The 13,127-nt window shown below is 51.3% G+C and carries 16 protein-coding genes; 2 read left to right on the forward strand and 14 right to left on the reverse strand.

Features of this window, described 5'->3' with window-relative positions; translation table 11 throughout:
• Positions 1–260: 260 nt before the first annotated feature.
• The 4 genes from KNP72_RS07485 to KNP72_RS07500 all read right to left on the reverse strand — a co-directional run bounded on the left by KNP72_RS07485 (position 261) and on the right by KNP72_RS07500 (position 3,361).
• Positions 261–677, reverse strand: a complete 417-nt coding sequence (locus tag KNP72_RS07485; protein WP_214719636.1) for an SRPBCC family protein — start codon at positions 675–677, stop codon at positions 261–263.
• A gap of 123 nt (positions 678–800) precedes the next feature.
• The gene (locus KNP72_RS07490) at positions 801–1,847 is read right to left on the reverse strand and encodes an ABC transporter permease (protein ID WP_214719637.1); all 1,047 of its coding nucleotides are present in this window, start codon (positions 1,845–1,847) and stop codon (positions 801–803) included.
• Entirely contained in the window at positions 1,847–2,707 is an 861-nt protein-coding gene (locus KNP72_RS07495) for an ABC transporter permease subunit (protein WP_214719638.1), read from the reverse strand. The genes KNP72_RS07490 and KNP72_RS07495 overlap by 1 nt, the downstream gene beginning before the upstream one ends.
• Before the next feature lie 381 nt (positions 2,708–3,088).
• Positions 3,089–3,361, reverse strand: a complete 273-nt coding sequence (locus tag KNP72_RS07500) for a hypothetical protein (protein ID WP_214832697.1) — start codon at positions 3,359–3,361, stop codon at positions 3,089–3,091.
• 219 nt (positions 3,362–3,580) lie between these two features.
• On the opposite strand from KNP72_RS07500, the gene KNP72_RS07505 reads away from it, so the two are divergent.
• Positions 3,581–3,988, forward strand: a complete 408-nt coding sequence (locus KNP72_RS07505) for a hypothetical protein (protein WP_214719640.1) — start codon at positions 3,581–3,583, stop codon at positions 3,986–3,988.
• 36 nt (positions 3,989–4,024) lie between these two features.
• Here the strand turns inward: KNP72_RS07505 and KNP72_RS07510 are convergent, their stop codons facing one another.
• The 3 genes from KNP72_RS07510 to KNP72_RS07520 all read right to left on the reverse strand — a co-directional run bounded on the left by KNP72_RS07510 (position 4,025) and on the right by KNP72_RS07520 (position 6,870).
• Entirely contained in the window at positions 4,025–4,783 is a 759-nt protein-coding gene (locus tag KNP72_RS07510) for a DUF817 domain-containing protein (RefSeq protein ID WP_214761744.1), read from the reverse strand.
• An 8-nt stretch (positions 4,784–4,791) separates the two neighbouring features.
• On the reverse strand, positions 4,792–5,652 hold the full coding sequence (locus tag KNP72_RS07515; protein ID WP_214832699.1) for a metal-dependent hydrolase: 861 nt from the start codon (positions 5,650–5,652) through the stop codon (positions 4,792–4,794).
• Positions 5,653–5,874: 222 nt separating this feature from the next.
• Entirely contained in the window at positions 5,875–6,870 is a 996-nt protein-coding gene (locus KNP72_RS07520; RefSeq protein ID WP_214832701.1) for a helix-turn-helix transcriptional regulator, read from the reverse strand.
• A 115-nt stretch (positions 6,871–6,985) separates the two neighbouring features.
• Here KNP72_RS07520 and KNP72_RS07525 point away from each other — a divergent pair, with 115 nt between their 5' ends.
• Positions 6,986–7,831 carry an alpha/beta fold hydrolase gene (locus KNP72_RS07525; RefSeq protein WP_214832703.1) on the forward strand — a complete coding sequence of 282 codons (846 nt, stop codon included), beginning with the start codon at positions 6,986–6,988 and terminating at the stop codon, positions 7,829–7,831.
• 21 nt (positions 7,832–7,852) lie between these two features.
• Here the strand turns inward: KNP72_RS07525 and KNP72_RS07530 are convergent, their stop codons facing one another.
• From KNP72_RS07530 to KNP72_RS07560, 7 genes are all read right to left on the reverse strand, one after another.
• Positions 7,853–8,080, reverse strand: a complete 228-nt coding sequence (locus KNP72_RS07530; protein ID WP_214832705.1) for a YhfM domain-containing protein — start codon at positions 8,078–8,080, stop codon at positions 7,853–7,855.
• Positions 8,081–8,083: 3 nt separating this feature from the next.
• A complete protein-coding gene (locus tag KNP72_RS07535; protein ID WP_214832707.1) occupies positions 8,084–8,272 on the reverse strand; it encodes a hypothetical protein in 189 nt (62 codons plus the stop codon).
• 78 nt (positions 8,273–8,350) lie between these two features.
• Entirely contained in the window at positions 8,351–8,692 is a 342-nt protein-coding gene (locus KNP72_RS07540; RefSeq protein WP_214832709.1) for a YhfM domain-containing protein, read from the reverse strand.
• Position 8,693: 1 nt separating this feature from the next.
• Positions 8,694–9,134 (reverse strand): hypothetical protein, encoded by a 441-nt coding sequence (locus tag KNP72_RS16105; RefSeq protein WP_214832712.1) that lies wholly within the window; start codon positions 9,132–9,134, stop codon positions 8,694–8,696.
• 109 nt (positions 9,135–9,243) lie between these two features.
• Positions 9,244–10,662, reverse strand: coding sequence for a sucrose-6-phosphate hydrolase (locus KNP72_RS07550; RefSeq protein WP_214719648.1), 1,419 nt, complete (start codon positions 10,660–10,662; stop codon positions 9,244–9,246).
• A gap of 18 nt (positions 10,663–10,680) precedes the next feature.
• Positions 10,681–12,111, reverse strand: a complete 1,431-nt coding sequence (locus KNP72_RS07555; protein WP_214719649.1) for a sucrose-specific PTS transporter subunit IIBC — start codon at positions 12,109–12,111, stop codon at positions 10,681–10,683.
• Positions 12,108–13,052 (reverse strand): carbohydrate kinase family protein, encoded by a 945-nt coding sequence (locus tag KNP72_RS07560; RefSeq protein ID WP_214832714.1) that lies wholly within the window; start codon positions 13,050–13,052, stop codon positions 12,108–12,110. Before KNP72_RS07560 ends, KNP72_RS07555 begins: the two co-directional genes overlap by 4 nt.
• Between the last annotated feature and the right edge of the window lie 75 nt (positions 13,053–13,127).

A 13,127-nucleotide genomic window follows, 5' to 3' on the forward strand; every position in this document is an offset into this window, starting at 1 on the left:
CGCTTCCGGTATCCAATCAATCACATAGCCAATTCCTAACATTGCGGGAAGGCTTATCACTACATAGACGATGATAAACATGAGTGTGAACGTCTTGATCTTTATCGTCTCCTACCTCCATTTCTGGTTGCACTGAATCGTAAAGTCTCCCGACCAAATAGAAAATGATACAATCCATCCAATAATTGGCTCATAAATAATAAAGAATAGACACTCTGTGTATATGTCGATGCTAACATGTATACAAAGTGTCTTTCGTATTAATTTTCTCTAACGTACTTTGCGAAACTATCGAGGATTGCCTGCCAGCCTTGGCGCTGTAACTCGAGCGGATTCATCGATTCCGCATCGAAAGTTTCAACGATTTTAGTCTGCTCACCTTCTGAAACAAATGAAATGCTTACTTTACGGTCGTCTTCGAGGCGATATTGAATGAGGTGATTAATTTGAACCTCATCATACACACCTTCAAAATCGAAGGCCATACTCTTGTCTTTCGCCTCCATCCGACTTCGAAAATTTCCTCCGGCTCTCAAGTCATTTTCAGCTTCCGTCGTATGCCAATCTTCGGATGCATGATTCCACTGTTTGATGTGTTCAGGGTCCGTCCAAAGTCGCCATACTTTGTCGATAGGTGCTTCAATAATTGATGACACCGTCACTGTATTTGATTCCATCTAATGATCTCCTTTGAAATGAATTGTTTCTAAACGCTTTTACGTCGACACTGGATGACATCCAACTATCCTTTACATCACTTTCATTCGATTTGCGTTCGATGAACCCCTTCTCCAATCTAACTAAATAGAAGAAGGCGGTTTTTTGAATTGAGTCGAATGATTTGTATGAACGAGTGTGAACGGATCCGCGAGCGACGCGGCCGCCGCCTCCGTTTGAGACATCGTCTCTTCCGTGACGACCGCCTCTTGGCGTCGTAATCGGAACGCCCGCTCGAGGCGGCTCGTCAGCAAGTTGCTGAGGAAGACGAGCAGTGACAGGCCGAGAGCCGGAACGAGGAACATATGGTTCGTCATCCATGTCGTCGCTGTGAACTGCGTGAAATAAAAACCGAACATCGACGACCATTCAAACAGCGTCGGTCGGACCCCTTCAAACAGGAAGACGGTGCCTCCGAAAAAGACGCCGAACAACGACAGATGAATGAGCAACATGAGTGTTTGCACGAACTGTTGCATGAAGACGATGACCAACGTCGGAACGAGGTGCGGCCATAAGTGTTTCCTTGTCCGGTGCCACACACTGCCGCCTAACGTCTCGGCGACGATCATAAACTCTTGTTTGAGCAACTGCCGGACCTCGGTAATCAAATAGAGTGTGACAGCAGGCAATCCGAGCGCCACGAACACCGTCAACTGCAGCGTCACGCGGTCCAATAGCGGTGGCACCATGGTTGAGTCTGCGAAGAAAAAGGACGGGAACAGCATCATCATGGCCAACAAAGAGATGGGTAGAATCAAAAAACCATCTAACACCATTTTGAAGATTCGGTTCACGCGCGCCCCGCGAAAAGCGAGGGGAATCCCGATCAATAGGCCGAACGCCATCCGTCCGAGCGCAACGGTCGCACAAATACCGACCGTCCACTTAAAGCCTTCGATCATCATCTGGAACAAGTCGTTGCCGGCCCGGTCGGTACCGAGCCATTGATCTTTCGACGGTTCAAGCGGTGGAATGCCAATCAACCGACCTTCGTCGGAGTAACGGTTCAAAAATTGGTCGACTTGGCCATCGCGGAATACGGTATTCCCGATACTGAGTAACAGCAAGCTGGCAAAAATGACGAACCCGATGATGAAAATCGGGTCCCGCAGTAACGTGCGTCGCATCAAATCCCTCCTTTCCAGGCGTTCGGGATGAGCCATTCCGCTACTAAATCCAATATGAAAATCGGGATATAGACGACCAACAAGATAACGAGCAGGATCGGCATGACCGGATTATAGACGGCGAACCGGAAAATCCCTTGCACGTTGAACAAATACTCGATAATCAACAGACTCGAGAGCACCGTGATCAAGTTCGAGCGGAAAAAGAGGTAGAAGCGGTACACCAAATTCGGGAGCAAATGTCTCCAGAACAGGGCGGCCGGTCGGACGCCTTTGGCCCGGGCCAGTTCGAGAAACAACGACACCTCCTCCTCGAGGATATGTTTCGTCAACCACTTGAGGAAGAAGAACAGAATCGTGAGCGTCAACGTCACAATCGGCAAAAAGCGTATGTATTCGGCGAACCCACCTGCGACTTCAATTCGATCGAACCCTGTCTTCTTATAAATCGTGATGGCAAGAAATTGCGAGAAGATGAGCCAAAACAAATCCGGGATCATCTCGAGCGTCTGGCTCGTTTGCTGGAGCACCGTGCGCACGCGCTTTCCGCTCCGATAAAAGAAATAGGCGTACAGAAGGGCGAACCCGACCGAGACGATGAGTGACGTCATAAAGATGATGACCGTCTCTTTCATGAGCGGGGCGAGGTCTGGCAATAACGGTAACTCGCGTTGTGCGGTGACGTTGTAGTATGTAATCTCATCGAGTTTCGCCAACTGACTGAATTGTTGTTGAATCCCATTCCAGTAATTTGATGGCACGAACTCGAGTTGCACGACGAGTGACGGCAAGGCACTGATCGCAATCAATACAAATAGCGTGATGAAAAACTGAGCCGATTTTTGAGCAATCCAATCCATCCGATTCTCTCCTTTCAAAAAACAAGTACAATCTCATAACCGTTTCGAACTTGCTTATAAACCATAAACTATAAAATCCAAAAAAACGCTTCCAAAATAAAGCATATCCTTCATCCCGAAGTAAAATTTCCCCATTTGCACTGTTATGATTTTATCATAATCATTTATGAATAAAAACAATATTCCGAAAATTTCAGAAATCTAAATTGTCTCTTGATTAAATAGTTTCTAAATGAAAATCAGCGTTCTTTAAAACTTGACGACTTCCGCTGGACTCACCTTATTGCTTTATCGGAAAAGTAAATTTCAATTAATAATTAAATTCATAGGATGAATGGCAGAAAAACCATAAAAAAATATCCTTCTAATCAGAAGAATACTTTAGTATGTTGAAAAGAGCGTATCGCCATCTTTCGACTTCAACACATAGTCAACTCCAGTCGAATTCACTTTCGTCAACGTGACGGTACAATCAAACAACGTGCCTGGTCCATATGCAACGTCCTCCGGTATGTCCGGAAAATCGTAAGATTCCTCTTCAAACCAGAGCGTCACGCCGCCTTGTTTCGACTGATTGTCAACGACATAGCAACTCCCAGTTTCTGTCTCATAACGGCCAAGCGCGCGATCATATGTATCAGGTATGGCAATCATAAAACAAATGATTGCGATGCATATGCTGAATATAGCTCCTAGCAATTTCATCAATTTGCGCTCGCTCCGCCATTGTGACATATATACAAATGTCGAAAGCACACATATGAATCCGACAAACCAAAACGCAATTAATTGTGCCAACCTGATCACCTCTTTCATATTATACGAACATTGCCGAATAATGTTTCATCATCCTATCAGATTAAGGAGTCCTATATGGCCCACTTCCTCAAGTTACAATCTATCTCCATTTTCCTCGCGGTTCTGCTATTATTGAACATTCAACTGCTCGCCAACAGCGGACGGCTCTATTTGATAATGGGTAATATTTATATGATGTTCATCACCGCTATCGGTCTTGCTTCACTCGTCTTGTTCACGCGGCTCATCGTCAAACGAATCAGGCAACTCGCCCCTTCCCCATGGAACCTCTCCCTATACGTGTTATGGCTCCCCTATTTGGCGCTGTTCACTTATGTCTGGACACGCATCATCCCTGCCCCTAGTGAAGCGGCATGGCCTAGTCCGGCCGTCGGGCTGTTCATCATCGCGCTCACATTCACGTTCCCGCTCTATGTGTTCATCGTCCATATGGTCGCCCGCTCCAAACAACCAACGACCTAAAAAACGTGTGCAGCCAACGACGGTTGCACACGTTTTTCATGAGAGCTCCTGTCTTCGTTTCTGCCACGCCACGAGCAAGATGCTGATGATGACGAGCAGGAACCACGACGACAGTTTGCCAAGGTCGACGAGCGCCCAGCCGCTCAACTGGTTCGGATACGCCCAACCGTTATAGAACGTGACGATATTTTCGGCGAACCAGATGAAGCAGGCGATCAAAAAGAAAGCGACGACAACGGGCATTGTGAAACGGCGGTCGTCAAGCCGATATGTGACGATGGCCCGGCCGAAGACGAGAAAGACGAGACCGATCAACACCCAGCGTAAATCGAGCCAGATGTGGTGCCAAAAGAAATTGAAGTAGATGGCAATGCCCAGACCGAACGCGATCAGCGGTGGTGGCATCTTCAGAAACTTCAAATCGAGCCGGCGCCACGACTGGACGACGTAGCTGCCGACGCTCGCGTACATGAAGCCCGCGTACAGCGGCACACCGAACACTTTTGTCAGCGCCTCGTCCGGATAGCTCCACGACCCCATCTGGACTTTGAACAGCTCGAGGCCGAGCCCGATGACGTGGAACCAACTGATGACCTTCACTTCTTCCATCGTCTCGAGCCCGGTCTTGACGAGCACGACCTGAACGAATAGACACCAGATAAGCAGCACATCATAGCGTGGGAGCGGAAAGTCGAACCATTTCGTCAGCGCGAGCGCCCCGAAGATGGCGACCGGGAAGATACAGCTGAGTGCCTGCTCGTAACCAAAGATGAACAAATAACGGAGACGTCGCATCCTCTCACCTACAATTCGATGTATTCGTATAAGAACGACGACTCGCCGTCAAAGAAGCGCGGGTCGTATAAGCCAAGCCGCTCGCTATCCTCGACGACGACAACGAACGGGGACCATTGTTTCAGGGTGATCGCTTCTTTATTCTCGGCGAAGAGCGGGTTCAAGTCGGCATCGTCCGCACTCGTCAACTCGTATTGGACTTCGGGTTCTTGATAGACCGAATCACGATAAATCGAGACGGTCTCGTCTGTCTTCGTGATGACGGTGAACTGGGTCGGGATGAACGAAGCTGATAGCGCCACTTCTTCGTGATCGGCGGCGTACGACTGATACAAGTACGCCCCTTGCGCACTTTGAATCAAGACGTGGATGACAATCGCAGCCCAGGCATAGCGATACACTGTGTGCCGGACGTCGACCCGACGTGCGATGAGCCAGGCGACGAGGAAGATGCCCCAATAGACGAAATCGACAATCGGGATAACGCCGAACGTGACCCGGACATCGGATAACGGTTCAAAGTAACCCGTCCCCCAGGCGTTGAACAGGTCCGCCGTATTATGGATGAACACGGACAATAGCGCCCACCAGAAATAACGGACATCGGTCACCTTGAACAAGAGACGCACGAGTATGTAGATGAGCAGTGCGAACAACGGCACGAGGAAAATCGAGTGGGTGATGCCGCGGTGCCACATCTGATACATGCCTTCCGTGTCCCAGAGCCGTGAGATGACGTCACTGTCCGGGATTTGGCTCCCGACGAGCGTCGTGACGAACAAGGCCCGTTTTTCGTTTTTCTTTAGTTCGCGCTTATCGGCCGCTCCGTAGAGTGTAAAACCGAATAGCGTATGGGTAATGGTATCCAACGGTCTCCTCCTCTTGATGATGGAAAAGACATCCCCCTCACGGTGAGGCGGATGTCCGTTCTTTGCTTATTTCTCTTGATCCATTTTCATGGCGCGTCGTGCGACGACGGCGACAAAAATGACAGCGACAATCGGAATGATTAAAGGCATCCAATTCAACATCCGCCTGTCCCCCTTCTACAAGTGTCGCAAGCAGTATATCACACCTTCATTTCAATCGTTTCAGTGAATGCTCGCTTTGTCATAACGGTCTGCCATCGCTACGATTGTCTCTCGCATATGGTCACGGAGCGTAACGGGTTCAACTACCTCGACTTGGGTGCCGAGTGACAACAGCCAATAGACGAAGCCGTCGGATACGGCCGCGTCAAAACGAATGAGGAAGCGGTCCCCGTCTTGCGTGATCGACACGTCTTCGCCGAGCTTGTCGAAGATGACCGGGAGGACCCGCTCGTCGACGGCGATGACGATTTCCTCGTCGAGCCCGTTATACATGTTGAACGACTTTTGAAAATAGTCGTCCGGTAAATGATGTTTCATGCGCGGCTGATCGTCCTCGACGATTTCTGAGTTGACGATCCGGTCGACGCGATAGTTTCGGATTTCCCCGATCGATTCATCGATGCCGATCAAATAGTACTGCTCATGGTTCCAATGCAAGTCAATCGGATTGACGACGTAACGCTCGCCGTCCCGACGGAGCGGGAACGTCCGCTTCGTGACGTCAAAGCCGACGACGTCGGTGTATTGGAACGAGATCGCCTTCTGCTCTTGAATCGCGCGCTGGATGCGGTCGATATGGTACGGGATTTGGCCATGTTTCTTCTTCGGCGTCTTGATAATCGACTGGAGCGTCTCCGCTTCCGGAATGCTCGTCAGTTTTTGGAGCTTCTCGACGATCCGTTCTGTCACGTCTTCCGAGATGAACTTGGCTGCGACGATGGCGTCGACCATCATCCGAAGCTCATGGATTTCGAAGAGGCGGGCCGAATGCCAATACTTTTTGGCGAGGCCGTTCTTCTCGAGCTCATCCTGCACCTCGAACCCCGAATCGGTCAATGCTTGGATGTCGTCTTTCACTGATTTTTTTGCTAACTTAGAAGTATCTCCGATAGTAGATAAATATTCGAGCAAGTCTTCTAACGTCTTTGGATGATTGTCATCTGTGTGGCGTTCGAAAAACCGTCTCACCTCGAGTAACCGTTCTCGGTTGTTCACGGTTTAATCCCCTTTCACTTCTCTATGTATAATATGTATAAACAGACATTAGCATGTTATTTCCATGAAATAAAGTTATTTTCCATTACAATCGGTTTAAGGAGGCCATTCCGCTTTGAAACATTATGCGCACGTCAACGGCACGAAAATCGAATATATGGACCGAGGTCACGGTCCGGTCATCGTCCTGATTCATGGGACCCAGTCATCAAGCCTCGAACCGTACCATGTGGACCGTCTCGTCGTGTCCGGATTCAGGGTCATTGTCCCATCCCGTCCCGGTTACGGTGAGACTCCGTACTCATTTTCAGCCTCACCGCAAGCGTTCGCCGCTAGCTTGCGTCGCATGATGGAAGTCATGGCCATAAATCAGTATCACGTGTACGGCATCTCGGCCGGGGGACCAACCGCCATCGAGCTCGCGTCGCAGAATGAGCATGCGCTCAGTCTCACGCTCGCGGCCGCAGTGACGAGTGTCGTCGACTTCCCGTATCGGCACTACGTCAGCCGTAACGTCGCCCAACCGGCGTTCATCGCACTACAGTTCGCGATGAGAAAGTTCGTCCTCCGGGCGATTCAAAAACAGCCGTTCGAAGCGACAGCCCGCATGATTCAATCGACGAGCCTGCTCGCACTCGATGTCATTCGTGACGAAGTGACTCCGTACGATATCTTCTTATTGAAACGCGTCGCGAGCCAAATGGCGTTCGGTCTCGGTGCCCAGTTCGACCTGCGGCAACAAGTGACCGATGAAGCGTTGCTCGGGGTGACGTGTCCGACGTATATCGTACATTCGAAGAATGACAAGGCCGTTCCAGTCCGACACGCGCATCATGCGAAGCAACTCATCCCGCATGCCCAGCTCACCATCTTGAACAGCCCCGGCCATTTGATTTGGATCGGGCGTCAAGCGCGAAAGAGTGAGCAACGAATTGAACGCTTTATCCGCTTCAACTCGTAAGACGCCAGCAAGGCGTCTTTTTTAGTCACCTGACTCGAGGAGCCCAATCAATTCCTCTGTCACGTCAGCGGGCAGGCGGTAACCAATGTTCGTGTCGTCCGCGTCGTAAAGGCTGCTGTCCGATTTCGGATCATCATTGAGCCACAGGTAATAGCGGTCCGTCTCCCCATCTTCGAACCGGATTTCGATATCGTATTCCGGTCCGACCACATTGGCAACACCTGGAATTTCGTCTGCCTCACGAAGCATGTTCTAGAATACTTGAATCGCTTCAGGTTCGTCGAACGTCACGATGTCACTCTCCTGAAAACTTGAGAATCTATCCGATTCCGAGACACGGACCTCTTCCATCCCATCCGTCCGGAAATCGTTCGAGCCACAGCCGGTCAAAGTAAGTGTTAATACAGTCAGACCAAGAACTGATATATGACGTTGTTTCATAAAATAGACTCCCTCTGTCTGTATATGGTTGATATACGCAAATCAAGCAGGTAAAGTTTCACATCACACGTCAGTCGGTCACTCATCCACCCCAAGCACTTGAATCAACTGATTCGTCGTGTCTCCCGACACGCGATAGATGAAGTGAGGATGGGTCACGTCCATCAAATAGCTCGGTTGCTGTTTCTGACCGAGCCAAAGCTGATACTGTGCCATCACGCCGCCCTTCCAATGAAGTTCCAGGTCAAAGTCAGGTTCCCCGTGAATGGAATCTTCGAGCGCCTCATCTGCATTCCGCAACATGTCCGCAAACGGTCTCACTTTCTCGATTCCATTGAACATGATGAAATCCGTCTCATTGAACGAACCGATCCCTGACGACTGGGCGACTCGCGCTTGAATCATTTCTTCTCTATCCAATTCACTTTCCTCCGGCTCTATGAAAGCCTTGAACATCGCCGAAGCCACTGTCATAATGGCTCGATTTCGCTTCATTCCCTCCACCCCATTCGCGTTGATAGTCATCTTTTACGAAAATCCGGACGAAAGGTTTCACAATTTTTGACATCGAATCACTCATGCCTGTCTTCGCGATCTCTCTAAGAAAATCGGCAACAGGTTCAAGATGATTGAGATGCTGGTGAGAACCCATAATGCCCGTCCCATACCTGGTATGACATCCGCCAACGCACTCCAATCCTCCGCTTCGACCCAGACAGATAAATAGCTGTAATCCGCGCATACTGTCAATGCTGTCAAGGACAACGCAATCGCCATCGGCAGCTTGTAATCTTTCCCGACGCTGAACGTATATAAATTGACCAGTGTCGCCCCAATCGCCAGTAATCCCAAAATCATCCACACGTAAACCATCCCCTTTATCATATGTAATTTATTACCTATTCTCAGAATAGCATATAGTGCTCAATTTAATGGGAAACAAAAAAGCCGAGCCGAAGCTCAGCTTTTCCTTATTGATACGTCCAACCGGTCAGGCTCGCAGTCGCGCCTTCGTAGCGCAACTGTTTCTCGAGCTCGCTCGGGAAGACGCGAAGCGTAGCGACCGCTTCACCGTCATTGACGAAGCACTCGACACTCGACGAGTCGACGAACACATGGAGCGACGTCACGGCAATCGCTTTCGTCCGTGTCGTGCCATACTCGGTCGCGAACGGCTCGCCGGCATTCGTCCGGTCGATTGTCAATTCGCCCGCCGACGCGTCGTAACGGATGACGAGCGACTCGTCTCCGACTTGAAGCAAGTCGAGGCTGAAGTCTAAGCCGTCCGTTTTCAGCTCCAGCTCGTACCGTTCCGGTGTCGCGACGCTGATTGACGTTCCAGACTCATCGAGGAATGTGTCTTGGCGAAGCGTTGTCATCTCCGTTACCGGACGCTGCTTGAGCGATCCGTCCTCGATTGTGAGCACACGCGGTAACGTCAAGGCGTGGGCCCAGCCGAACCGGTCCGTCGGATACTCGATTTCCGGGAGTCCCATCCAACCGACGAGAACGCGACGTCCGTCCTGTTCTGTCGTCTGTGGAGCGTAAAAATCGAAACCGAAATCGAGCTCCTCGAACGCGCCGTGTATGAACGTCAACGTTTTAAGGTCGAGCTTGCCGATCAAGAATCCGGACTGATAGATGTTGTGATAGCGATGCCCATCCGGTTCAATCCCTTGCGGCGAGAAGACGAGGACATGCTGCCCGTTCAGTTCGAACACGTCAGGACATTCCCACATGTAGCCGAACGAATCGAGTCCCGTCTCAATCTCACCAAGGAACGTCCACTCGTCCAAGTCGCTTGAGCGATACAACACGACGCATCCTGTCTCGTCCGTGCGTTGTGCGCCGACGACGGCGTAATAGATACCGTCCTCGATCCACACTTTCGGGTCACGGAAGTGTTCGGTGTACCCGGCCGGAACGTCCGGGATCGCGACGTTACGTCGCTCAATCTTCCCATCTCGTAACACACCGATTACTTGCGAGGCGTGACGCGTCCAGTCATCCGTCCGATGATTGCCGGTGTACATGACGTGGAGTTCTCCGTCCTTCACGAACCCGCTGCCTGAATAGGCACCGTGTGAATCTTCGGTCGTCTCCGGGACTAACGCTACCCCGCGGTCCGTCCACTTGACGAGGTCGGGTGATGTGACATGATACCAATGCTTGAGACCGTGTACCGGTCCGAGAGGGAACCACTGATAAAACATGTGATATTCCCCGTTGTAATATGTGAATCCGTTCGGGTCGTTCAGGAGTCCCGTCGGCGGTTGGATGTGGTATCCGAACCGCCACGGGGAAGCCGCCGTCTTTGTGCGGAGCGTCTCCATCTCGAGGGCACTCACGTCACGTAACGAGCGATAACGCTCTGCCTTCGTCCAACTCATAACATCACTTCCTTTTTCTTAAGCTGCTTCTTTTACTGCTTCTTTTTTCGCTTGGCGTTTTGCGAGCACGAACGTCAATCCGAAGGCGACCGCGAAAGCGATGGCCATACCGATGATATACGAGATGATTGACGCTGGTGCAATCGAGATGATCCCTGGAAGACCTGCCGCACCGAGGGCGACGGCGAGGACTTCACGTCCGACGATGAACGCCGAGGCGATTCCTGAGCCGATAATGGCCGCGATGAACGGATAGCGTAGTTTCAAGTTGACCCCGAACATGGCCGGCTCCGTGATTCCAAGGAGTGCCGAGATCCCAGATGCCGAAGCGACACCTTTCATCTTTTGATCACGTGTCAAGAAGAAGACAGCGAGTGTGGCCGCACCTTGTGCGACGTTCGACATAGCTGCGATCGGGAAGATGAATGATCCGCCCGTACGTGCGATATCGGCGAGAAGTTGCGTCTCGATAGCGATAAAACTGTGGTGCATCCCTGTGATGACAATCGGTGCGTACAAGAGACCCATGACGAGACCGCCGAAGAAGCCGAGTGAGTCGTACGTCCAAACGAGACCGTCGATAATCAAGTTACCCGCTTCACGCGTGATCGGTCCGACGAAAGCGAACGTGACGAACGCCGTAATGAGGAGCGAGAGGAGCGGTGTGAGCAAGATATCGAGTGAAGCTGGCATGAATTTACGGATATTGATTTCAAGTTTCGACAAAATATAAGCGGATACGAGGACCGGTAACACTTGTCCTTGGTAACCGAGTTTCTCGATTTCAAAGCCGAGAATATTCCAAACCGGGATATCGCCGACCGTTGCTTGTGCATAGGCGTTGACGAGGTCCGGGTGAACCATGATCATCCCGAGCGCGGCGCCAAGGTACGGGTTACCCCCAAACCGCTTGGCGGCGGAGAAACCTATCAGGACAGGTAGGAAGACGAAGGCGGCGTTCGCGAATGTGTTGATCATCGCGGCGAGATCAGCGATGCCAGGGTACTGGTCAATCAATGAGCTGCCGTCGAAGAACAAATCAGGTGCCGTGAGCAAGTTGTTGATCCCCATCAAGAGACCACCGGCGACGATGGCCGGGATGATCGGGACGAAGATATCCGATAACATCTTGACGAACTGTTGGAGCGGGTTGCCTTTCTTTGCGCCGGCCGACTTGACGTCGCTTGTCGACATGTCGCCGAGCCCTGTCAATTGAGCAAATTCGGCGTACACTTTGTTGACCGTACCTGCACCGATGATGATTTGGTACTGGCCACCGGTCGAAAAGGTTCCTTTGACGACGTCTAAGGCGTCCAATTTCTTCTCATCGACTTTTGATTCATCGTTCAAGACGAGGCGGAGCCGGGTCGCACAGTGGGCCGCGGCGGCGACGTTGTCTTTCCCGCCAATCGCCTCTAAAATCGCTTCTGCTTCTTGTCTGTAGTTCATGCTGGTTTCCCTCCTAGCGCTTCAAGCACGCGTTGTTGTGATGGTATGGCTGGAATCGCGCCGTAGGCCGTACACGTGAGTGCACCGGTCACGTTCGCATATTCGATGTCCTGCAAGAGTCGGTCGTCATCCATCCCGAGTGTCGACAACCGATATAGATAGGCTCCGACGAAGGCGTCGCCCGCTCCCGTCGAATCGACGCTGTCGATTTTCACTGAAGCGATCACGTCTTTGACATCTTTCGTCGCAATCAGTGTCCCGCGCGAGCCGAGTGTGATGGCGATTCGTTTCGCACCCGCTTCGAGAAGCGACGCGATTGCGTCGTCTAAATCGTCAAGCCCCGTCAACAAGTGCGCTTCTTCTTCGCTCAATTTGACGAAGTCCGCTTCGGCGATGAAGTGGAGCGAATCTTGTTTGAACGCCTCGAGGTCGGTCACGAGCGCGTCCCGATAGTTCGGGTCGAACGAGACGAACAGGCCGTCACGCTTGGCGAACTGGAGCAGTTTGAAATAGGCGTTCTTTAACTCGCCGTCGAGGAGTGCCGTCGCCGAGCCGAAGTGGACGATGTCCCCTGATTTGAAGACCGACAAGTCGATTGACTCGAAGGCATAGTCGCCATCGCTGCCGCGTCGAAACGTGAAGTCTCGCTCCCCGTCCTCTTGAATCGAGACGAACGCAAACGTCGTGTCCCCTTCCTCCACCAAGTTTTCGACACCGACGCCATTGTCGACGAGCGTCTGTTTTAAAAAGCGCCCGAACGGGTCTGCCCCGACTTGACCGAGGAAACTTGAGCTTCCGCCGTGTTTACTGACGACCGCGGCGACGTTTGCCGGTGCTCCCCCTGCTTTCTTTACGAAAGTCGTTCCGTTGACGAGGTCGCTCGACGCGTCCTCACAAACCCAATCAATCAATAGTTCACCAATGCAATGTACGGTGTTCATCCGTCCACCTCCATGTCCAAATGTGTTGCTTCGTAGCTTCTATCGAACCGGTTCCATAAGCGAATAAAAAATGTT

It is taken from the genome of Exiguobacterium sp. s152 (assembly GCF_018618335.1).
Classification (GTDB): domain Bacteria; phylum Bacillota; class Bacilli; order Exiguobacteriales; family Exiguobacteriaceae; genus Exiguobacterium; species Exiguobacterium chiriqhucha.

Coding starts and splice junctions, on each gene's coding strand:
- KNP72_RS07485 (WP_214719636.1), bottom strand. CDS start 677: ATGGAATCAAATACAGTGACGGTGTCATCAATTATTGAAGCACCTATC.
- KNP72_RS07490 (WP_214719637.1), bottom strand. CDS start 1,847: ATGCGACGCACGTTACTGCGGGACCCGATTTTCATCATCGGGTTCGTC.
- KNP72_RS07495 (WP_214719638.1), bottom strand. CDS start 2,707: ATGGATTGGATTGCTCAAAAATCGGCTCAGTTTTTCATCACGCTATTT.
- KNP72_RS07500 (WP_214832697.1), bottom strand. CDS start 3,361: ATGATTGCCATACCTGATACATATGATCGCGCGCTTGGCCGTTATGAG.
- KNP72_RS07505 (WP_214719640.1), top strand. CDS start 3,581: ATGGCCCACTTCCTCAAGTTACAATCTATCTCCATTTTCCTCGCGGTT.
- KNP72_RS07510 (WP_214761744.1), bottom strand. CDS start 4,783: ATGCGACGTCTCCGTTATTTGTTCATCTTTGGTTACGAGCAGGCACTC.
- KNP72_RS07530 (WP_214832705.1), bottom strand. CDS start 8,080: ATGCTTCGTGAGGCAGACGAAATTCCAGGTGTTGCCAATGTGGTCGGA.
- KNP72_RS07535 (WP_214832707.1), bottom strand. CDS start 8,272: ATGAAACAACGTCATATATCAGTTCTTGGTCTGACTGTATTAACACTT.
- KNP72_RS07550 (WP_214719648.1), bottom strand. CDS start 10,662: ATGAGTTGGACGAAGGCAGAGCGTTATCGCTCGTTACGTGACGTGAGT.
- KNP72_RS07555 (WP_214719649.1), bottom strand. CDS start 12,111: ATGAACTACAGACAAGAAGCAGAAGCGATTTTAGAGGCGATTGGCGGG.
- KNP72_RS07560 (WP_214832714.1), bottom strand. CDS start 13,052: ATGAACACCGTACATTGCATTGGTGAACTATTGATTGATTGGGTTTGT.